This is a genomic window from Streptomyces spongiicola (assembly GCF_003122365.1).
Taxonomy (GTDB): domain Bacteria; phylum Actinomycetota; class Actinomycetes; order Streptomycetales; family Streptomycetaceae; genus Streptomyces; species Streptomyces spongiicola.
Genome location: NZ_CP029254.1, coordinates 5,485,499 through 5,505,983, shown reverse-complemented (window position 1 = coordinate 5,505,983; position 20,485 = coordinate 5,485,499). Strand labels below are relative to the sequence as shown.

15 protein-coding genes are annotated in these 20,485 nt (G+C 70.5%); 7 read left to right on the top strand and 8 right to left on the bottom strand.

The annotated features are described in order from the left end of the window. Positions 1–167: 167 nt before the first annotated feature. Both rpsO and eccD read right to left on the bottom strand, forming a co-directional pair. Positions 168–455, bottom strand: a complete 288-nt coding sequence (gene rpsO / locus DDQ41_RS24125; protein WP_109296351.1) for a 30S ribosomal protein S15 — start codon at positions 453–455, stop codon at positions 168–170. Between the two features lie 263 nt (positions 456–718). Further along, entirely contained in the window at positions 719–2,218 is a 1,500-nt protein-coding gene (eccD, locus tag DDQ41_RS24120) for a type VII secretion integral membrane protein EccD (protein ID WP_109297917.1), read from the bottom strand. Between the two features lie 277 nt (positions 2,219–2,495). Here eccD and eccCa point away from each other — a divergent pair, with 277 nt between their 5' ends. From eccCa to DDQ41_RS24100, 4 genes are all read left to right on the top strand, one after another. Then, on the top strand, positions 2,496–6,476 hold the full coding sequence (gene eccCa, locus DDQ41_RS24115; RefSeq protein WP_109296350.1) for a type VII secretion protein EccCa: 3,981 nt from the start codon (positions 2,496–2,498) through the stop codon (positions 6,474–6,476). A 694-nt stretch (positions 6,477–7,170) separates the two neighbouring features. Continuing rightward, entirely contained in the window at positions 7,171–7,677 is a 507-nt protein-coding gene (locus tag DDQ41_RS24110; RefSeq protein ID WP_109296349.1) for a hypothetical protein, read from the top strand. 2 nt (positions 7,678–7,679) lie between these two features. Beyond that, the gene (locus DDQ41_RS24105; RefSeq protein WP_109296348.1) at positions 7,680–9,968 is read left to right on the top strand and encodes a DUF6571 family protein; all 2,289 of its coding nucleotides are present in this window, start codon (positions 7,680–7,682) and stop codon (positions 9,966–9,968) included. A gap of 92 nt (positions 9,969–10,060) precedes the next feature. Continuing rightward, complete coding sequence (locus DDQ41_RS24100) at positions 10,061–10,579, top strand: hypothetical protein (RefSeq protein ID WP_147317753.1); 519 nt, start codon at positions 10,061–10,063, stop codon at positions 10,577–10,579. A 160-nt stretch (positions 10,580–10,739) separates the two neighbouring features. Here DDQ41_RS24100 and DDQ41_RS24095 read toward each other — a convergent pair whose 3' ends face one another. The 3 genes from DDQ41_RS24095 to DDQ41_RS24085 form a co-directional block, all read right to left on the bottom strand. Beyond that, on the bottom strand, positions 10,740–11,042 hold the full coding sequence (locus DDQ41_RS24095; protein ID WP_109296346.1) for a WXG100 family type VII secretion target: 303 nt from the start codon (positions 11,040–11,042) through the stop codon (positions 10,740–10,742). Positions 11,043–11,107: 65 nt separating this feature from the next. After that, positions 11,108–11,461: a WXG100 family type VII secretion target gene (locus DDQ41_RS24090; RefSeq protein WP_109296345.1), complete on the bottom strand. Its 354-nt coding sequence runs from the start codon at positions 11,459–11,461 to the stop codon at positions 11,108–11,110. Positions 11,462–11,576: 115 nt separating this feature from the next. Then, entirely contained in the window at positions 11,577–12,770 is a 1,194-nt protein-coding gene (locus DDQ41_RS24085) for a S8 family serine peptidase (protein ID WP_316683719.1), read from the bottom strand. Between the two features lie 1,256 nt (positions 12,771–14,026). Between DDQ41_RS24085 and DDQ41_RS24080 the strand changes: the two genes are divergently transcribed. Then, complete coding sequence (locus DDQ41_RS24080; protein ID WP_109296343.1) at positions 14,027–14,236, top strand: hypothetical protein; 210 nt, start codon at positions 14,027–14,029, stop codon at positions 14,234–14,236. A 380-nt stretch (positions 14,237–14,616) separates the two neighbouring features. Here the strand turns inward: DDQ41_RS24080 and DDQ41_RS24075 are convergent, their stop codons facing one another. The 3 genes from DDQ41_RS24075 to eccB form a co-directional block, all read right to left on the bottom strand. Continuing rightward, entirely contained in the window at positions 14,617–15,114 is a 498-nt protein-coding gene (locus DDQ41_RS24075; RefSeq protein ID WP_109296342.1) for a hypothetical protein, read from the bottom strand. Between the two features lie 273 nt (positions 15,115–15,387). Next, entirely contained in the window at positions 15,388–16,632 is a 1,245-nt protein-coding gene (mycP, locus tag DDQ41_RS24070) for a type VII secretion-associated serine protease mycosin (RefSeq protein ID WP_109296341.1), read from the bottom strand. Positions 16,633–16,651: 19 nt separating this feature from the next. Further along, the gene (eccB, locus tag DDQ41_RS24065; RefSeq protein WP_109296340.1) at positions 16,652–18,172 is read right to left on the bottom strand and encodes a type VII secretion protein EccB; all 1,521 of its coding nucleotides are present in this window, start codon (positions 18,170–18,172) and stop codon (positions 16,652–16,654) included. Positions 18,173–18,353: 181 nt separating this feature from the next. On the opposite strand from eccB, the gene eccE reads away from it, so the two are divergent. Continuing rightward, the gene (eccE, locus tag DDQ41_RS24060) at positions 18,354–19,697 is read left to right on the top strand and encodes a type VII secretion protein EccE (protein WP_174720319.1); all 1,344 of its coding nucleotides are present in this window, start codon (positions 18,354–18,356) and stop codon (positions 19,695–19,697) included. Next, a complete protein-coding gene (locus DDQ41_RS24055) occupies positions 19,694–20,416 on the top strand; it encodes a hypothetical protein (RefSeq protein ID WP_109296338.1) in 723 nt (240 codons plus the stop codon). Before eccE ends, DDQ41_RS24055 begins: the two co-directional genes overlap by 4 nt. Positions 20,417–20,485 lie beyond the last annotated feature (69 nt).

Sequence of the window (20,485 nt, the reverse complement as noted above, 5' to 3'; positions counted from 1 at the left end):
CCGGGGGCCACTACCGAGGACCGGCGGCGGAGGGGCGCTCCTCCTCGTTCGGTGTTTCGTTTCCGGTATGGCGTTGTGCGACCAGACTACAAAGCGTCGGTGACACTCCGCACGTACGGCGAAGGGAGCGGCCCCCTGGAAGTGGGAACCGCTCCCTTCACGGCGTCCTACCTGGCGCCCGCGGCACCGCGGCGGATGCCCAGGCGCTCGACCAGCGTGCGGAAGCGCTGGATGTCCTTCTTGGCCAGGTACTGGAGCAGGCGGCGGCGCTGGCCGACCAGGATCAGCAGACCACGGCGGGAGTGGTGGTCGTGCTTGTGGGTCTTGAGGTGCTCGGTCAGGTCCGAGATACGGCGGGAGAGCATGGCGACCTGGACCTCGGGGGAGCCGGTGTCGCCCTCCTTGGTGCCGAACTCGGACATGATCTGCTTCTTCGTGGCGGCGTCGAGAGACACTCGGTACTCCTCTTGGTGTTCGATGCGCCTGCGAGTGCCCCTGGTCTCGTTCTCAGGGGGGCTTCCGTGACTCGGAGGCGAGGGCTCGATGGGCGCTGCTCCCAGAGTCTGCGAGGCTCCGGGGGCGCGTACACAAACGGCCGTCACACAGAGTACCAGCTCCCCGCACCCCGTCCGGACGCGGACCCGGAACGGACCCGGAGCGGACCCCGGCCGGGGCCGGTCGCGGGCCGGTCCGCGGACAGGGCCGGTGTACCGTCCGGTCAGGACGTCAGAGCCCGGATGGAGTGGTACACGCCGAAGACCGCCAGGCACAGCGGTACCAGCGTGAGCAGCACGAACGTCTCCGCGACCTCCAGGAAGCGCCCCCAGAAGGGGGTGACGCCCCTGCGCGGGACGATCAGGCCGATGGCGAATACCACCGCGCCGGCGGCGGCGACCGCGACCGACAGCCACACCGTCCGGACGCCGAGGCCCGCTTCGTCACCCCTCAGGGCCGCGGCGAGGAGCTCCGCGGGCGGGTTCAGACTCAGTCCGAGCCCCAGCAGGACGAGCGAGACCAGGCCGGCCGCGAGGGCGCAGCCGACCTGGGCCGTATAGCGGAAGAGATGGGCGCGCATCAGCATGGCGACGCCGGTGGCCAGGGCGAGCAGCCGGCCCCAGACGTCCCCGGAGAACCCGAGCACGGCGGCCGAGCCGACGGCAAGCAGGGCACAGCCGCCGACCAGGCCGACGAGCAGTTCGTGGCCCCGGCGGGCCTGTGCGGCGATGCGCTCGGCGTCGACGGGGCCCCGGGGCGCCTGGTCGGCGCCGTAGCCGCCGGCCGCGGTGCGCGGAGGCTCGAAGCCGACGGGGAGACGGGCGAGGCGGGTGGACAGCCCCGGCAGGAAGGCGAGGGCCCCGACGGCTAGCGGGGAGCACACCGCCGCGGTCTCGGACGGCTCCATCCCGGTGGTGGTCGCGACGAAGGTGGCGGCCGTGCCGACGGCGGCGGCGAAGGCGAACGCGACGAACGGCCCGTCCCCGCCGGGCGCGACGGCCGTCAGGATCACCGAGACCACCAGCACGGCGGCGCAGGCGAGCAGGAACTGCAGCCGGCCGACGCCCTGGCCCGACGCCACGGGCAGCAGCCCGGCCCCCGCCACGGCGGCGTTCGCCATCGCTCCGATACCGAGGGCGACGGCCGAGCCGCGGTCGGTGTACACCCGGGCACGCACACACGCGAGCGCCAGCAGCAGGGCGCCGGCGACGCCGGCCAGGACACCGGGCAGGCCGTGGGTGTCGCGGCGGGGGTCGGCGGACCACAGCACGAAGGCGAGCAGCACGAGCAGCACCGAGCCGCCGGCGAGTCCGGCGCCGCGCATCAGGCCGTCGGTCCACAGGGTGCGGTCCCGGGCGACCGCGGACGCAACGGCGTCGGACACGTCGTCGAAGACGGCCGGGGGCAGCGATTCGGCGAAAGGCCGCAGCGACAGCAGTTCCCCGTCGAGGATGCGCTGGGAGAGGAGGGAGCGCGCGCCGTCGAGCACGGTGCCGTCACGGCGTACCAGGTGGTACCCGACCGGGGCGCCCTCCGCCGGGCTCTGCCCCGACAGCCTCAGGATCTCGGGGTGGAGGTCGGCGAGGGGGACGTCCTCGGGCAGCGCCACGTCCACGCGGCCGTCGGGCGCGACGACCGTGATCCGGCAGAAGCCGGTCCCGTTGCCGGACGGAGTCGCGGGGGCCGGCCGGCCGGCCCCGGTGGCCGCCGCTGGGGCCGTCATACTCACCTGCTGCATCCCCTCGTGAGTCGGCCGGGCCGTCGGGCCGGAGCCGCGTTCCGGTCCGGCGGCCGGGTCGGAACCGCGTTCCGAACGGCCCTCCTCCTGCGGTGGTCCACGCGTACGCAAAGCGGTGGTCCACGCGTGCGCAAACGCGTCGGGACACCCTACCGCCCGGCCCGCCGGCCCCTCGCAAGTAGGATCCCTCCCCGCGGACGGAACCCGTCGCCACGGGGGCGCCGATCGGAACATCGCCGTCCGGCAAGGGAATCGGTGAGCTGTGAGCCAGATCGTCGTCAAGCGCCCACCACGGGTCCTGCCGTCCGAAGTGCCCGGCGAACCGGTGCAGCTGCAACCACCGCCCGAGCTGCCGAGAGGTCAGCAGGAGGGCGCCCTCGTGCAGTTGCTGCCGATGCTCGGCATGGGGGGTTCCGTCGTCTTCTTCTTCATGACGCCGAACCCCGTCATGCGGATCATGGGCATGGTGATGATCGCGTCCACCGTCGCCATGGCGATCGCCATGCTGGTGCGCTACCGGCGGGGCACCCAGGGAGAACTCGCCGGGCTGCGCCGCGACTACCTCAAGTACCTGACGCAGACCCGGCGTACGGTACTCCGGACCGCCCGGGCGCAGCGCGACGCCCAGTTCTACCTGCACCCGTCGCCCGAACAGCTGTGGGCGCTGGTGGCCGAGGGGAGCCGGGTGTGGGAGCGCCGGGTCGCCGACGAGGACTTCGGGCAGGTGCGCATCGGGCTCGGCAGCCAGCAGCTGGCGACCCCCCTGGTGGCGCCCGACACGGCGCCCGTCGACGAACTGGAGCCGCTGACCGCGGGCGCGATGCAGAAGTTCATCACGGCCCACGGCACGCTCGACGGCCTGCCGATGGCGCTCTCCCTGCGGGCCTTCTACCACCTGACGGTGAGCGGCGAGCCGGAGTCGGTCCGGTCCGCCGCGCGGGCCGTGATCGGTTCGCTCGCCTCGCTCCACTCCCCCGAGGACCTGGTCGTCGCGATCGCGGCCGAGCCCGCCGCCGCGGGGCACTGGGAGTGGGCGAAGTGGCTGCCGCACGTGCAGGCGCAGGGCCCGGGCGACGGCGCGGGAAGCCGGCGCCTGATCACCACCGACGCCCGCGACCTTCAGGACATGCTCGCGAGCCGCCTCGAGGGGCGCCCGCGCTTCCAGGGCCCCCGGAACCCGCTGCTCGACCAGCCCCACCTCGTCGTCGTACTCGACGGCCGGTCCGTGCCGCCGATGTCGCCGCTCGCCGCAGCCGAAGGCCTCCAGGGCGTGACGCTGGTCGAGGTCGTCCCCGGCGACATGGCGACCCCGCGCGGCGGACTGTCCGTGGTGGTGCACCCGGACTCCCTGCGCCTGGAGTCGGGGCACGGCCTGGTGTACGACGGCGCACCGGACCGGCTGAGCATCGAGGCAGCCGAGGCCCTCGCACGGCAGCTGGCGCCGCTGCGCGTCGCCTTGGGCGGCAACGACGACGAACCGCTGCTGGCCAACCTCGAGTTCACCGAGCTGCTCGGCATCGGCGACGCCGCCTCCGTGGACGTCGGCCGCAGCTGGCGGCCCCGCTCGCAGGCCGAGCGGCTCCGGGTGCCGATCGGTGTGGGCGAGGACGGCTCGCCGGTCATGCTCGACCTCAAGGAGGCCGCGCAGGAGGGCATGGGCCCGCACGGCCTGTGCGTCGGGGCGACCGGGTCCGGCAAGTCCGAGCTGCTGCGCACCCTGGTGCTCGGACTCGCGGTGACCCACTCCTCGGAGACGCTCAACTTCGTCCTCGCGGACTTCAAGGGCGGCGCGACCTTCGCCGGGATGTCGCGGATGCCGCACGTCGCGGCCGTGATCACCAACCTGGCGGACGACCTCACCCTGGTCGACCGGATGGGCGACTCCATCCGCGGCGAGCTGAACCGCCGTCAGGAGCTGCTCCGTGACGCCGGAAACCACGCCAACATCCACGACTACGAGAAGGCACGGGCGGCGGGTGCCCCGCTGCAGCCCATCCCGTCGCTGGTGCTCGTCATCGACGAGTTCAGCGAACTGCTGACCGCCAAGCCGGACTTCATCGAGATGTTCGTGCAGATCGGCCGCATCGGCCGGTCCCTCGGGGTCCATCTGCTGCTGGCCTCGCAGCGCCTGGAGGAGGGGAGGCTGCGCGGACTGGAGACGTATCTGTCGTACCGGGTCGGTCTGCGCACGTTCTCGGCTGCCGAGTCACGCGCGGCGATCGGCGTACCCGACGCGTACCACCTGCCCAACGTCCCGGGTTCCGGCTATCTGAAGTTCGGCACCGACGAGATGGTGCGGTTCAAGGCGGCCTACGTCTCCGGGGCGTACCGGGCGGACGGGCAGCACGCGGTCGCACCGGGCGGCCCGCTGCCGGTGGACCGCAGGCCGGTGCCGTTCACGGCCGCACCCGTGCCGCTCCGGTACGTCGAGTCGGCGGCACGGGCCGCGGTGCCCGAGGCGCGCGAGCCCGAGGACGACGCACTCGCCGACTCGGTGCTCGACGTCGTCGTGCGGCGACTCGAGGGCCGTGGCGCCCAGGCCCACCGGGTATGGCTGCCGCCGCTGGACAACCCACCGCCGCTGGACGAGCTCCTGCCCGGTCTGTCGCCGGTGGAGGGCCGGGGGCTGACGCAGCCGGGATTCGAGGGCGCCGGGCGCCTCGTCGTTCCGCTCGGTGTCGTCGACAAGCCGTACGAGCAGCGCCGGGACACCCTCTACCGGGACTTCTCCGGCGCGGCCGGCCATATGCAGATCATCGGCGGCCCGCAGTCCGGCAAGTCGACACTGCTGCGGACGATCGTCTCGGGCTTCGCGCTCACCCACACCCCGCACGAGGTTCAGTTCTACGGCCTCGACTTCGGCGGCGGCGGTCTGTCGGCGGTCGCGGGCCTGCCGCACGTCGGCGGTGTCGCCTCACGCCTCGACCCCGAGAAGGTCCGCCGTACGGTGGCCGAGGTCCACGGCATCATGACCCGCCGGGAGGAGTACTTCCGCAGCACCGGCGTCGACTCCGTCGCCACCTACCGCAGGCTCCGGGCGCGCGGGGAGATCTCCGTGGCGGAGCAGCCGTGGGGCGACGTGTTCCTGGTCGTCGACGGCTGGGGGAACTTCCGCTCCGACCACGAGGGGCTCGAGCCGGCGGTCGTCGACATGGCGGTGCGCGGACTGGGCTACGGGATCCATGTGATCCTCACCGCGTCCCGGTCGATGGACGTGCGGTCCAACATCAAGGACCAGCTGATGAACCGGCTGGAGTTGCGGCTCGGCGACACCATGGACTCCGAACTGGACCGCAGGGCCGCGGTGAACGTGCCCACCGGAGTGCCGGGGCGCGGTCTGACGCCGGAGAAGCTGCACTTCATGGCCGCGGTGCCGCGCATCGACGGCATCAACTCCGACAGCGACCTGTCGGAGGCGACCACCGCGATGGTGCGGGAGGCGAGCCGCCACTGGACAGGCGCGACCGCCCCGAAGGTACGCCTGCTCCCTCGCGAACTCCCGAGCCACCGGCTCCCCGCGGGATCCGCCGAGCCCCGGCGCGGTGTGTCGTTCGCGATCGACGAGAACGACCTGGAGCCCGTGTTCGCCGACTTCGACCGCGACCCGTTCTTCCTGGTGTTCGGCGAGAGCGAGTCCGGAAAGTCGAACCTGCTGCGCCTGCTGGTCAAGCAGCTGACGGAACGGTACGACGGCGACGCCGCCAAGTTCTTCGTGATCGACAACCGGCGCGCGCTGCTCGACGCCACCCCGGCCTCGCACCTGGCCGAGTACGTGCCGATGTCCAACAACATGGAACACCATGTCGACGCCCTGGCGGACCTGATGCAGCGCCGTGCGCCGTCCGCCGAGGTGACGGCACGGCAACTGCGCGACCGGAGCTGGTGGCAGGGCCCCGACGTCTTCGTGGTCGTCGACGACTACGACCTCGTGTCGACGTCGAGCGGCAACCCGCTGGGCAGACTCACCGAGCAGCTGCCCTTCGCGCGCGACGTCGGTGTCCGGTTCGTCATCGCGCGGAACTCGGCGGGAGCGAGCCGCGCGGCGTACGAGCCCTTCCTCCAGCGGATGATGGAACTCGGCGCACAGGGACTGCTGCTGTCCGGCGACCCGGCGGAGGGCGAGGTGCTCGGGGCCCGGATGCGGCCCATGCCCCCGGGGCGCGGCATCTTCGTCACCCGCCAGCGCGGGAAGCCGCTGGTGCAGACGGGGCTCATGCCGGACGTGCTCGGGGAGGCGCGGTGATCGGGTGCGGCCGCCTTCGCCGGCGTCTTCGCGGTGGCGGTCCTCGCCTCCGCGCCGGGCATCGCCCCCCGACAGCTCCGGTGGCGGTTCGGGGCACCGTGCGTCGGGCGTCCGGAGGCCCCTGAGCCGTCGGCGGCGGCCCCTTTCACGGCCCGCTGCGTGGCCCTCGCTTGCGTGGCCGCGTTTCTGGGTGCCGGCCGGCGGTAGGCCTGCTCCACTTCGCGGGAGCCTTCGAGACGGGGCCGGGCCGGGCGAAGACACTCGTCCGTCTCGAGTCCGCGGTGCGCGTCCGCGAGACGGAGAGGAGCGGCGGCCGTGACAGCGTGTCGGGCCGAGTGCGAGGGGTTCGTGGCGTGACCCCGTCGATCCACCGTGCGTGAGGGCCGGGAGAGGACCCCTGGTGTCCCTGGTTCCACGAGCCTGGGGACGTGGAGCGCCACGGGTGAACGAAACGAGTCGTCCCACGGGTCACCGCGGCACCACGGCACCGCGACACCTCTGCCTCGCTGCCCCGCCGGTCCACTGCCCCGCCGGTCCACTGCCCCGCCGGTCCGAAATGGCCCACGCGATCGGGCGTTTGATGTACAGCGCCACAACTGGCCCGCGGACGGTTCTTGCAGGTGATCGCGCACGCTCAATAGGTTGAGGGAACGAACGCCGCGACCGGCGCCACACGGGGGAAAGGAGCCACTCGATGGCATGGGATGAGTGGGAGCGGTTGAAGACGCAGGCAGCCGGGCGCCATCCGGAGCGGATGCAGCTGAACCGGGTGCCCGACGAGGGAGGCGGGGGCGGTGGCGCCTACGGCGACCTCGCCGTCTCCGAAACCGATCTCGCGGAGATCGGAACCAACGCGTTCACGCTGTTCAACCGGTTGTGGGACGAGGCGCGTGTGGCCGGCCCCAGCAGTTCCAAGGCGGCCGAGGACCTCAGGCGCCAGGGCTTCGACCTCGGGAACGGGCTCGCCCACGTGGCCAGGCGCTGGGACGAACAGCTCGGCACGCTCCGGGACGCCTGCTCCCATATCTCGAACCACATGCGAGTGACACAGAGGATCCACCAGGACGACGAGCACCGCATCACCGGGCAGCTGAGCAGCATCGCCACCCTGGACGGGGGATTCGACGAACGCGTCGGGGAGCCGGGCGAGAAGAACACGATCTACGGCGACAGCAGGAAGAGCGAGAAGGGCAAGGACTAGCCATGGATCTCGAGACTCTGCGTTTCGCCAGGTTCGGCCTGCTCGAAGAATCCGTCGCCGACTGGACGACCCTGACGGGCAAGCTCGCGATCTTGAAGAGGGACGCCGACGACGGGCTGCGCAAACAGGCGAACCAGGCGAACTGGACCGGTGAGAACGAGAAGATCTCCAAGCAGTTCATCGGAAGAACGGCAGGCGAGTTCGCGGACGCCCACGCCCAGGCCGTGTCGATCCGCAACATCCTGAGGGACACCTGCGGCGAGCTGAAGGACTACCAGGCCAGACTGAACGACGCGATCGCGCGCGGGCTCGAGAGGAACCTCACCGTCGTCTCCACAGCGGGCGGCGGCTTCACGGTGAGCATGAACATCCATCCCGACCGGGCCGCGCGGGGGACGAGCCTCCCCTCTCACACCGACGCGGATGTGACCGCCCTGCGGGATGAGGTGCAGAGAATCCTCGACGGCGCGACCCAGAGCGACAGTTCCGCGACCAGGGTCCTGACGGCACTCGTCGACCAGAGCAAGCTCGGCTTCTCCGACGTCGACTATGCCGACCGGGACACTGCCGCTGACGCGCTCAGACAAGCAGACGCTCTGGCGCAGCTGGCGAAGAAGAACCCCGAGGCGCTCACGGTCGAGCAGTTCGACCGGCTGAACGCCGGCCTCAGGAGATTCGCCGGCGACGCCCTGTTCGCCGAGCGGTTCGCCGCAAACCTCGGCGGCAAGGGAACCCTGGAGTTCTGGGCCGATCTGAACAGGCCCATGGCCAATCCGGAACTCATGCATGAGCGGCGCGAGCAGATGGCCGGCCTCCAGAGAAGCTTCGGCCTCACGCTGGCCACGGCCAGCCAAAGTGACACGACCGCCATGGAGACATGGAGGCGGGATGTCGTAGCCCTCACCGACAGGCCGTTGGAGAAGCACGGCGGAATGCCTTTCGGCGGTCAGATCATGAGCAACCTCATGCGGTGGGGCGACTACGACGACAAGTTCCTGCACGAGTTCGGCAACAAGCTCGTCGCCGCGGAGAAGAAGCTCACACACAACGGTGGCCATGCCGCCTGGCAGCCCCTCGGCATTGATCCGCAGCTGAACCACACGGGAACCGATACCGGCTGGGACCCGATGACCGGCTACTTCAAGGCGCTTGCCAACAACCCCGACGCAGCCACCGATTTCTTCGGCGCCACCTTCCTCGCGAAGGACGAGGACCACGACTTCAAGGTGGACGGCAAGGACGACCGGCGCTCTCTGAGCAACTTCGAATACTTCTTCGAGGAGCGCGACTGGCCCCACGACTACGACGAGGCTCGCGAGGAGAGCATCGCAGGACGGAACAACCTGGCGATGGCGCTGGAAGCCGCGACGACCGGCCATCCGGCGGGCGAGATGCCGACCGCCGACCTCCCACCGCACTCGAATGTACAGGCCAAACTTATGTCGGACATCGTCGCCTCTGTTGCGGAGAACCCCAAACGACTCACAGACAACGGCTATATGTCCGACAGTATCGGGCAGATCGCCTCGGAATACCTGCCCGACATCAACCGTGCGATCGCGGACGACCCGCACGGGAGCACTGACAAGCTGTTCCCTCTGGCGGGCACCCAAGCCGATCTCCATCATAGGGACGTCTCGTCGTTCCTCGTGACCGTGGGTCAGAATCCTCAAGGATACGCTGCTATCGAAGTGGGCCAAAAGGCCTACATGGCTGACCTCATGGACTACCACCTCAATCCGGACCTCCCGGCGGACCAGCGCTATCCGCACTCGGCCCAGGACACGGTTGAGGCGATCACCCGTCGTTCGGGTGAGGTGAGCGGCACGCTCTCAATCGGCGTACAAGAAGCCGTGCTGGGACCAGCCGCCAAGGAGGCCAAAGAGTTCTCGGACTCGGTCGCGCAGCAGAAGAACGCGTGGTCCGGGGCCGTGGGAACGGGCATCGGAGCCGGTGTGAGTTTCATCGCCACACCGGTGGGCGGTGCCGTGGTCGGCGGTGCCGCGACTACCGTCAGCGGCATGCTCCTCGAGCACATCTTTCAGCAGTCTGAGACCGATGTCCTGAACGATGCCGGCCAAGAGGCGGGCAGTCTATGGGAGACGAGTAGGGAGCAGAGCGCGGAGCACGGACAAATGGCAGCCGCCGACGCGGCCAAGGCTCATGGTCTCTCCAATCCTGACCGAGCGGCTGATTGGGCCCTGAAGGGCCGCGACGACGGATTCTCGGATGCCGCCGCAAACGTCAGACACATGTCAGACCATCTGACCACGGAGGTTCCCGCAGAATGAGACATTCGAGTACGACTACCGCCTCCGCTAGGACTGCCCGGCAGAAGAGCCGGAACCCGAAGCGGCGATCAGCACGACAGTGCACCGCACTCATGATGGCCGCACAGCTCGCACTGATTCTCACTGCCTGCTCGGATCCAGAGGAGAAGCGGTCCTTCACCGTACCGTCGGAACTCTGCGGAACACCGGTGCCGACCGCCTCGCTGGACGCGGTGCTGCCCAGGAGCGGCAGCACCGTGAAAGCGGACGCACAGTCAAGGGAGGTAGGGCGCACCCACTGCAAGGTTTCCGTCGATGGCAAGACCGTGTTGAGCGCGTTCTCGGAGTGGAAACGAGATGCCTCCATTGCCACGGTGGCCGGCAGCAACCCGTACATCGAACTCGACGGCCAGAGAAGCGAGGACGGGACGTACGCCTGGAGTAGCAAGGGCGGGGTACGTCTCATCTCATGCCCAGCGGCGGCCAAGGAGCATCCTGACATGAACCAGCTCTTCGTCAGAGTGCTCATCTACGACAAGAAGTTCTCAGACATCCATGCGGCCAAGAACCTGCTGCTCGCCTACGCGAGGTCTGTTGCCGACTCCGCGGCATGCAGGGGAACTGCGTCATAGGACCTGCTGATTCCGTTACACCCGGGCATGCAGCAAAGATCCCGATAACCGTTTCCCGGTTCCCCGGATCTCTGGCATCGGAGCTGACGAAGAGGTGGGCACCCCTCGCGCGTGCCCACCCCTCATCAGCACCCCGAGCCGTCCGCCGCAGCCGAGCATGTCAGGCGAAGTAGCCGGCGGCCTTCCTGTCACCACCCATGTAGTCGCCACCCGCGTTCGCCACGACCTGACCGATCTGCATGAGCGCGCGATGGATGTCCGCTGCCTCCTTGTCCCACTTCGCCTGCTCCTGAACGTAGGCGTTGTGGGCCTCGCCCTCCCAGCCGGCGGCCACGGTGGCCATGGCCGCCTTGATCTCCCGCAGGTCCTCCTCGAGCTTCCTGGCCTGGTTGCCGAGCGTGGTCGCCGCCAGTTCAAGACCGCCGTACCTGACGACGAGCTCGTCTCCCGAGTTCATGCCCATGATTCCCTCATCTCGCGTTTGGTGATGATCGGCCATGACAGCCGAAGTCGAGTAGCTCGGTGTTCCTAGAGACCGGCGAGGCCCGACCTGGGGGCGGCGCTGCCACCGGCACCGAGATCGACGTTGATCGCCTGCACGGCGGCGCGGACGTCGTCCTCGGTGCCGTCCTTGATCCTCCTCGAAGTGCTCATGGCCTCGATGAACTTCGCGAGGATGTTGCCGAGACCCACCATCGAGGTGTTGATCTCCTGCTGCTTCGCGTTGAAGGCCCCGGCACCGATACCCTTCCACTGGCCCTCGAGGCTGTCGATCGTGCCCTGGATCTGCCGCAGTTGGCCCTTGATCGAGTCGAACTTCTCGGTGAGCTGCCTCTCGAGCTGAATGACTTGCTGGTCCGAAAGCCGCTGGCCCTGTGACACAGTTGCGTTCCCTTCTGAATTCGTGTGACTGGTTTGGATCGCGCCTCGCCAGACAGCAGCAAGGCGATGCTCAAGGTGAAGACCTCTGTCCGGATTCGTTGCCCCGGCCGTGCGGTCAGGCAGCGCGCCGCTGACGGACGACGGTGAAGGCCATGCCCGCGAGGACCGCGACGACTGCTGCTCCGCCCAGGACAAGGCCCAAATGGCCGTCGTCCTGGGTCTTCTTGCTCGAGCCCTCCGTCAATGCCTCGGAGACGGGCTTCTCCTTCGGCGGCTGTGACGCGGCCGGAGTGGAAGGGGCCGCCGGGTCTGCGGGGGCGCCGCCCGTCCTCTCGTTGGTCAGGGGGCTGATGTCGGGGTCTCCCGGCTTGCCGAGGCCTCGGTTGATGTGTGCGTTGGGGCGCACGATTCCGTGGCCGAGGTAGTTGCTGAGGGTGCCGTCCCCGGAGCCGTCGGGCTTGGCCGCACTCTCGAACATGACCCGGAGGACCTGGTTCGCGGTCCACTCCGGATGGAGGGACCAGATCAGGGCGGCGGAGGCAGAGGCGAGCGCTGTTGCCGAGCTGGTGCCGCCGTCACCGTCGCAATAGCGCGTGAAGGTGGTGTCGCACCAGCCGGGGATGTCGTTGCCGGGCGCGGCGATATCGACGAAGTCACCGTGCTGGGAGTAATCGGCGACCCGCCCCTCCCTGTCCGTTGCTGCGACACCGACCACCTCCGGATAGTTGGCAGGGTACTCGGGCTTGTTACCGTTCTTTGCATCATTGCCAACAGCGGCGAAGAACAACTTGCCCTTTTCCTCGGCGTACTTGACCGCTTCAATCTCCTGAGGACTCAAGTACTTGCTTCCGAAGGACATGCTGATGATCCGCGCATCACTGTCCGCGGCGAACCGAATGGCCTCTTCCGCATCATGGGCGTTCACCGCTACCCTGTTCTGCAGATCAGTGTCAGAGATCCGCAAGGGCAGGATCTTCGCCCCTGGGGCAAGCCCTTTCAAGCCACCGCCTTCACCCGAACCGGCGATCAGTTCAGCCATGCTCGTACCGTGACCGTTGTAGTCGTCCGTGGCATCGCCCTTGGTGTCCGATGCATCCAGACCTTTCAGGACCTTCCCCTTCAGGGATGGTATCGAAGGATTCACTCCTGTATCGATGACGGCAACGGTGATGCCCTCGCCGGTCGTCTTCTTCCAGATCTCGTCGGCATGCATCGCGTCCAGGTACCACTGCCTGGAGCGCATGTCCCCCGCGGCAGCGGTCGGGGCCATATTGATCAGGGAGACGGCACACGCTCCGACCAATGCCATGGTGAATGTGAGAGGGCGCCGGGAGGCGCGGCCCCACCTCCGGCTCGTTCCTGCTGTCATCCCGACTTCCGAACCTTCCCTGCGCCTAGTCGATCACTGGTGGTACAGCACCCCGTCGCTGTACTTTCCACGTCTGCTCGTCCTCGGTCAGGTGGTCAGGACGCGCGGCCTCCTCGCGTTCCTGGTCCTGGCGACCTGGCTGTCGTTGACCGGCCTTGGCTCCGGACACAGCTCCCGAAGCCGACCCCACGCCTTGGGCACCGTTGCGTGGCATGCCGAGGACTCCATCGACAGTCGGCGTGCCCTTTCCCGTTGTCCGAGGCACAGCCTTGCCTTCACCCGCACCGATCGCGCCGAACTGATTCGACCTTGCCCCAGGGCTACGGCCATGGGGGGAAGTCTCGGCACCGACGACGGTGCCCTTGGGCGTACGCGAACCGGCGTTTCCGGGGACTGCACGCTGAGGGGTTCCTCCGATGACGCCGCTCGAGTGACCGGCACGTCCACTTGCCGTCGGTGCACGGCTCGTACGGCCGGCTGGGGATTGGCCCGCAGCGGCCGGCCGGCCGACAGCAGGGCCCTGCCCGGACGCGCCCACGGCACCTGCTCGCCCTGCGGCACCGCCTGTTCCCGTGGGCCCGTAGGGGCGACCGAGCATGCCCCGGGCGCCCGGCGTGGTGGGGCTTCCCACGGCACCCGTGCGGCCGGCCACTCCGGCGCGTCCAGCAGCCGGGGCACCGCTGCCGGTCGCGCTGGGGCGGCCGACCGCGTTTCCGCCGGCACTTCCACCCACCCGTGGCGCGGCCGAGGTACCCCTGGCTCGGGGTGGCAACCCCTGGACGGGAGCGGCGAGGACCGGTGGCGTGGAGGAGTGCGGGCCTCCTGGGTTACCGGGACTGCCCGTGGCCGGTGAGTGCGGTGCTCCACCGGACGTCGCGGTCGGGGCGGGGGGTGTCGCCACTCCGTCGATCTCCATGGCCGTCTGCCGCTCCGTCACCGACGGGACCGTACCGAACTCCCCAGCGCGGGAGCCGCCGCCTGTGGCTCTCGTCCCACCCTGGTCAGCGCCTGGCCGACTGACATCGCTCGAGGACCCGGCACCGTGCGCCGGGTTCACCTGGGAGTCGCTCCCTCTCCTCATCACCGTGGGCCGCGGCACATCCGCGCTCAACGCCGCTGGAAACGCCGGCGGTTGCTGCGCGGCCAGCGACTCCTCCGACACCGCGTAGAAGGATGCCAGGCGGTTCATCTGGTTGATGGCCTCCTGGCGGTTCCTCTCGACCCTGACCGCCTCCAGATACTCCGGATCGTTCTCCTTGGCCGGGGTCAGCGCGAAGTCCTCGACCGTCCTCGGCACCTGGCGGTTGTCGCGTTCCCGCGGCATGGAGTTCCGGACAGAGGTCAGGCCCGTGCTCGCGGCCGTCATCTGGGTACCGGCTGCGTTGGCGAAGGTCGCCAACGCATAGGCATGCTTGGCCAGGGCGTTTCCGAAACGCCGGAACTCGGTTGCGGCCTCGCCCTTCCATTCGACCCTGTTGACGTAGTCGGAAAGTTCCCTCGCGGCCCTGTTGAGGGCGGTCTTCGCTCCGACGAGGGCCTCGCCCGCACGCTCCAGATCGGCGGGATTGGAGTTCCCGACGAGATCGAGCATCTCGTTGAGCCTCCTCGACTCGAAGTCCGTCCTGCCGAAGAACCCGCCCGAGCCGCTGCCGAAGCCGATGTCGTCCATCATCGTCGCGAAGCGCTCGAGGGCGTCTGTCGCGCCGAACCGCGCGCGGATCTGTGTGGAGTCCTCGGCCTGCTGCTGCTCGGGGGTCAACGGCTGCTCGTTCTCACTCATCTGCGATCACCCCAGGTCCCCGTCACCGGACCGCTTGCTGTCGTCTCGGGGCTGCCCGACCCGGCCGGTCTCGTCGGGGGCGCTGTCGAGCCTGTGCTGCGCCGTCCGGAGTTCCTGGGCCCGCTGCTCCTCCACAACACGCGTCTGGATCGAGTGGAAACGCTGCCGCAGGTTCTCTTCCAGGTTGTCGAACCCGATCTCCGCGCCACGGACTGCAATGCTCAGCATCTCGATCTGATCGCCCAGCGACCTGGAGAGCCTGACGATTTCCGAATGAACCCGGTCGTACTGCGCGTGAAGGCCGTCAGCTTCGAGAAAGCCCGCTCCGGGGGCACTGAAGGAGCTACGGGGCACCGCCTGAGTGGCCAGCTTGGACCTGCCGGCCTCGCCCTCCTCGAATTCCGCGAGAAGCGCGTTCACCCGCTCCTGGAAGCGCTTCAGTGCACCCGCACCACGCTCGAGATCTCTCGCGGCGCCGCCCCCGCCACCGTCCGCTGGCAGCATTACGACCGACCCTCCCCGTCAAGAGTCGTCACAACGAATTCACACCGTGCGGTGGTGGCTCGTGGTGACTCGTCATCCAACTGTCATTCACCGATACTCGCTTGTCACTGTAGTCACTGCCGCCGACAGTCCCAAGTGCCTTATTCGTCAGACGATTTACCCGGCATCCCGGCACCCCGGCACCGCCGGGCGCACCGCGACCCTATGCGGCCGCGACGAGGGGCCGCATCCGTAGAAGTACTCAGACCCGGCCGGATCCTCGTCGGGCCGCCGTCAGGTCCCCGATCCCGGTTCCGGGCCGGCGGCCCGGCGCCTGGCGTCGCGGACCGTCACCGCGCCGCCGGCGATCGCGGCGACCAGGACCGCGCAGCCCACCACGACGTACGTCGCGAGCCGCGCGTTGCGTTCGTCCGCGGTCTCGCCGAGGTGGAGTTCGGCGGGCGTCGGGGCCTCTGCGCCGGTGAGGCCCTCCTCGGCGACGGGTTCCGAGACCGGCTCGTCGTCCTCGGTGAGGGCCCGGACCGGGTCGACGACGCCCCAGCCGACCAGGCGGTCGCGGCCCGCGACGGAGCGTTCCGCGGTCTGCTGGATCTGGGCGACGATCTGCTCCTGCGTCCAGTCCTCGTGCTTGCTCCTGATGAGCGCCGCGACGGCCGCCACATAGGGAGCGGAGAAGCTGGTTCCGTTGTCGGCGCAGTGACCGCCGCCGGGGACCGTGGAGACGACGTCCACACCGGGGGCCGCGATGCCGACGAAGTCCCCGGACTGGGAGAACGCCGCCCGCTCGTTGTTGCGGTCCGAGGAGGCGACGGCGAGGACGCCCTCGTAGGAGGCCGGGTAGGTCTTCTTGACGTTGCCGCCCGTGCCGTCGTTGCCCGCAGCGGCGACGACCACGATCTCCCTGTCCAGTGCCCTGTCGACGGCCTGCTTCAGCAGGGGTGTGGGTTCCACTGCGTCGGCGGTGTCCTGGGAGATGTTGATGACCCCGGCTCCCTCGGCCACCGCGTGGTCGACGGCCCGCGCGAGCGTCTCTGCGGTTCCGTGCCCCTCGGCGTCGTTCTGCTGGATCGGGATGATCGTGGCTTCGGGGGCGAGGCCGACGAATCCGGTGCCCTCGGCCGGGCGCGCGGCGATGATGCCGGCGACCTTGGTGCCGTGGCCGACGGTGTCGGTGGTGCCGTCCTCGCTGCCGCGTTCGAGTGCGTTGCCGTCGGCGTCCTTCAGGTCCCGGTCGAGGAAGTTCCGGCCGCTCGCGGCGTCGACCGCCGGGCCGAGCTGCGGGTGCCCGGCGTCGACCCCGGTGTCGATGACGGCGACCCGCACGCCCCTCCCGGTGGACTGCTCCCAGAGTTCGTCCAGCAGGACGCGCTGCAGCGCCCAGGGGCGGCCCTCGTACGTGTTGCCCGGGTAGGTGCACCGGTCGGTACCGTCCGCCGCCGCGGGGGCGGACGCGACGGCGACGAGGGAGAGCGCGGCGGCCGCCGGGGCGGCGAGGAGGCGCCGGTACATGTGCGTCATCTCGGTCCGGGTCCCCGCCTCAGGAGCCCTGCGGCTGGCGCGCGGCACCCGTGGACAGACGGGGCCCGGTCGGCAGGAAGGCGGACCAGGCGGCCGGTACCGGCACCGGCTCGACGTTCTTGTAGCCGAGGCGGTTCTGGGCCTGCTGCGCCTCCTGCCGGCGGGCCTCCCGCTCCCTGCCGGATCCGGAGGCCCCGATCCCGGAGTCGTCCGCCGCGCTGTCGCCGTTGGACTGCATGGCGTAGCGCAGTCCGGTGTCCGTGACGAGGAAGAGGAAGCCGGAGTCCGTACGAGAGCCCTTGAACTGGCGGAAGAGCTGACCGGAGCCGGGGGTGACGTAGGCGCTGCTGGAACCGGTGGGGAGTGTGGCGGGGAACCCGGCGCCGGCCCAGGTGCTGAGGGTGGTCGAGCCGTCGCCGTCCACCTCGCGGAGCACGTTGCACACGGTGTCGCGGCTTCCCTCGTCCGTGCCGGCCGAGTTGACGGGCTCGGGGGCCTGCTCGGGCCACTCCTTGTCCTTGCCGAAGGCCCGGCCCGGCCGGATGGCGGCGGGGCTGACGGACTCGGCGCGGCCGTCCTGGTCGAGTTCGATCAACTCGCGGCTGCCGAGCAGCAGTTTGGCCGTGAAGTCGGTCACGGGCGCCACCCGGCCGCTCAGTACGACGTACTGCTGGACCCGGGTGCCGTCGGTGGCCTCGAGGACCATGCCGACCTTGTTCACCGCGTCCGGGAGTCCACCGGGGACCCCGGCGTCCGCACCGGCGCCCGGCACCGCGGGGAAGGCGATCCTGTCGCCCTTGTGCAGGGTGTCCAGCCAGGCGGCGGAGACGCGCTGGGGTGCCCGTCCGAGGCCGACGAGCACCCGCAGGAGCAGTTCGTCCTCGTCCACGGGGTAGGCCGTGCCGGCGGCGTCGACGATGTGGCGGGTCTCGTCGGGGCCCTCGACGTAGAGCAGTTCCCCGCCGCGCAGCCGGCCGGCGCCCTCGGTCCTGCGCTCCTCGCGCTCGGCGAGGACGAAGGCGGCCTTCTGGATGGCGCGGCCGCCTTCGCCGGGCCGTTCGCAGACCGCCCAGCGCTTGGCGGACCCGGCCTCCTCGGCGTCGGGGAGCCGGTCGGGGGCGTAGGGGATGCCGAGGGTGGCGCCGTGCGGGATCGTGCCGTTGTCGAGGACCGACTCGTCGACGTTGACGACCCTGCCCTTGCCGGGGTCGAGGAGCAGTTTCGCGGACGACATGTTGAGCACCGGGTGGAGCTGCTTCTTCCCGTCGGTCCTCAGCACGACGTAGCGGGTGGTCGACCTGCTGGCGATGATGACGTTCTCGTTGGGGGTGTCCCAGTTCTGCGGGGCCACCGGCCTGAACATGCCCCACGCTCCGAAGACGGCCAGGATCACCACGGCCACGACGGCTCCGGGAACCACCGCGCGCAGGGGGCGGGGCGCGCCCTCCTCCGACCCCGTCGTGTTCGGCTGTACGAACTGCGCGACCAGTCTCCGCTTCGCGAAGGTGTACGCGTTGAGTTCGTCCCGACGTGATGCCATCTGTCCGCTGCCCCTCTCCCCGCCGGGCGGCCGGGTTGTGCCACCCCCGTGCCGGGGCCCGCCGCCGCACAGCCCCCCACTATGCCTGCCGGCGCCTTCGCCCCACCGCTCAGGTAGGGTTATCGCCCGGTCAACGCCCCTGTGGGGTCGGCGAACACGGACGCGAGGGGGCAACGCAGCGATGGGTACGGCGACTCGCTGTCGCCGGGGGCGGACTTCCGGAGGGGCCCCGGAGACTTCCCGGCGGCAACGCGGCAACGCTCTGGCCGGTGATGCCGCCCCGACCGGCGACGACGCACCGGCCGCGGCCACTCCGCGGCCCCTCGCCGGTGCGGGCCGTGTCGGCCCGTTCTCGTTGCGGCAGTTGGTTCTCGTGGAGCTGGCGCTCGCGCTGGTCCTGGCGGGCGCCGCGCCGGGCGGTCTGTGGCTGGTCCCCGCCTGCGCCCTCGCCGCGGCCCTGCTGCTGCTCGCGGTGCTGAGGCGGCGCGGTCACGCACTGCCGGACTGGCTGTCCACGGCCCTGGGGCTGCGGGCACGCCGCCGGGCCGCCGGGCCCGCGGGCCCGGACGTCGATCCGTCTCTGGCGCCTCTCGCGGAAGCCGCCCCCGGTGTACGCCCGTTCACCTACGTGGGCCGCGATCGCCGCACGGTCGGGATGCTCGGGGACGGCTCGTTCCTGACGGCCGCCGTACGGGTCGAGGCGAGTGGCTCCGGGCTGCGGCCCGCCTTCGGGGCCCGGGCCCTGCCGATGGCGCTGCTGGGCGGAGCCCTGCGGGTCGACGACATCACCGCGGAGTCGGTGCAGTTGGTCCAGCAGGTGCGCTCCGCGCCCGCGCCGCATCTGCCGCAGCAGTCGGTCGCACGGCTCTCCTACGGCCCGTTGCAGGAGCGGACGGGCGCTCCCGCGCTGAGGATGACGTGGGTGGCCGTGAGGCTGGACCCGGAACTCTGCCGGGAGGCGGTCGAGGCCAGGGGCGGCGGTGTCGAGGGCGCGCAGCGCTGCCTGGTGCGGGTCGTCGACCATGTGGCGAGCCGGCTCACCGGGGCCGGGTTCCAGTCGGTGGTCCTGGACCAGGAGGAGTTCAACTCCGCGGTCGCGACCGCGGTCTGTGCCAGCCCGAGTGCCGCGGCCCTCGCGGGCCGGACCGGTGCGGCGGCCCAGCGCCGCACCGCCGAGACCTCGCGGGTCTGGCGCTGCGACGACCGCTGGCACACGACGTACGCCGTGGGCCGCTGGCCCGGGTTGGGACGCGGCGCGCAGCCGCTGCCCGCGCTGGTGTCGGCGCTGACCTCGGCCCCGGCCTACGCGACCACCTTCAGCCTCTCGCTGCGGCGCGGTGCGCGGCGGGGAGCGCTGGTGATGCACGGGCACGTGCGGATCACCGGCGGTTCGGACACCGAACTGGTCGCGGTGCGAAGGGAACTGGAGCAGACCGCGCGGTCGGCCGGGGTGGGTCTGCTGCGGCTGGACCGCGAGCAGCTGCCCGGGGCACTGGCGACGATGCCGCTGGGAGGCACCCGATGACGGGCGCGGGCACGGGTTCCCCACGTGCACGGAGGGGGCTGCTCGGCCCCCGGCACCCGGGACACACCATGGCGGCGGAGGACCTCGGTGCCCTGTTGCTGCCGGTGGGCGACGACGGCGTGGTGATCGGCGACGACGCCGGGGGCCGGCCCCGGATGGTGGGCTTCCACCGTTCGGCTCCGTACGAGGTGCTGCTGATCGGCGGCCTCTGGACGGCGCAGGTGCTGGCACTGCGTGCGGCCGGTACGGGTGCCCGGGTGGCGGTGGAGACCGGCCGGGCGCAGGCGTGGACGGCGCTGGCGCAGGCGGCCGGGGCGGGCCTGGAGTGCATCACGCTCCACGACGTGGGGCGCGTGCCGCCGATGGGCGCCACGGTGGGGAGTCCGGTGGTGGTCGTCAGGGACTGCGGCATGCGGCCTCCGCGGGGGCGCGTGGTGTCCTCGCCGTGGCAGTCGGTGCTGACGCTGCTCCCCTATCTGAGCCCCGTGGCACCGCGGCTGCTGCGAGACGCCACGCTGGTCGGAGTGCAGCGGGTGTCGCCTCAGGAGGCCGGGCAGATCGGCCGGATCCTCGGGCTCGGCCGGGCGGAGAGCGACGCCCTTCCGACCCTGGCCGACGGGGTGACACTGTGGGTCTCGGGGCGTGAGCGCCACTGGGTGATGACGAGCGGCACCGACGCCGAGACCGGCCTGCTGGGTGTGGCCCGCCGGGTCGACTGACGTCACCGCCACCGGTGGGCGGCGGTGCACGGGCGATGGTGCGACAGGTCGGCGGTCGGCGGTCGGCGG

What these genes read in the sequence shown, in the direction of transcription:
- eccB (WP_109296340.1), bottom strand. Translation starts at nt 18,172, where the DNA reads ATGGCATCACGTCGGGACGAACTCAACGCGTACACCTTCGCGAAGCGG.
- DDQ41_RS24080 (WP_109296343.1), top strand. Translation starts at nt 14,027, where the DNA reads ATGGCCTCCTGGCGGTTCCTCTCGACCCTGACCGCCTCCAGATACTCC.
- DDQ41_RS24110 (WP_109296349.1), top strand. Translation starts at nt 7,171, where the DNA reads ATGGCATGGGATGAGTGGGAGCGGTTGAAGACGCAGGCAGCCGGGCGC.
- DDQ41_RS24055 (WP_109296338.1), top strand. Translation starts at nt 19,694, where the DNA reads ATGACGGGCGCGGGCACGGGTTCCCCACGTGCACGGAGGGGGCTGCTC.
- DDQ41_RS24095 (WP_109296346.1), bottom strand. Translation starts at nt 11,042, where the DNA reads ATGGGCATGAACTCGGGAGACGAGCTCGTCGTCAGGTACGGCGGTCTT.
- DDQ41_RS24100 (WP_147317753.1), top strand. Translation starts at nt 10,061, where the DNA reads ATGATGGCCGCACAGCTCGCACTGATTCTCACTGCCTGCTCGGATCCA.
- DDQ41_RS24105 (WP_109296348.1), top strand. Translation starts at nt 7,680, where the DNA reads ATGGATCTCGAGACTCTGCGTTTCGCCAGGTTCGGCCTGCTCGAAGAA.
- DDQ41_RS24085 (WP_316683719.1), bottom strand. Translation starts at nt 12,770, where the DNA reads ATGGCATTGGTCGGAGCGTGTGCCGTCTCCCTGATCAATATGGCCCCG.
- eccE (WP_174720319.1), top strand. Translation starts at nt 18,354, where the DNA reads ATGGGTACGGCGACTCGCTGTCGCCGGGGGCGGACTTCCGGAGGGGCC.
- eccD (WP_109297917.1), bottom strand. Translation starts at nt 2,218, where the DNA reads ATGACGGCCCCAGCGGCGGCCACCGGGGCCGGCCGGCCGGCCCCCGCG.
- DDQ41_RS24075 (WP_109296342.1), bottom strand. Translation starts at nt 15,114, where the DNA reads ATGCTGCCAGCGGACGGTGGCGGGGGCGGCGCCGCGAGAGATCTCGAG.
- mycP (WP_109296341.1), bottom strand. Translation starts at nt 16,632, where the DNA reads ATGACGCACATGTACCGGCGCCTCCTCGCCGCCCCGGCGGCCGCCGCG.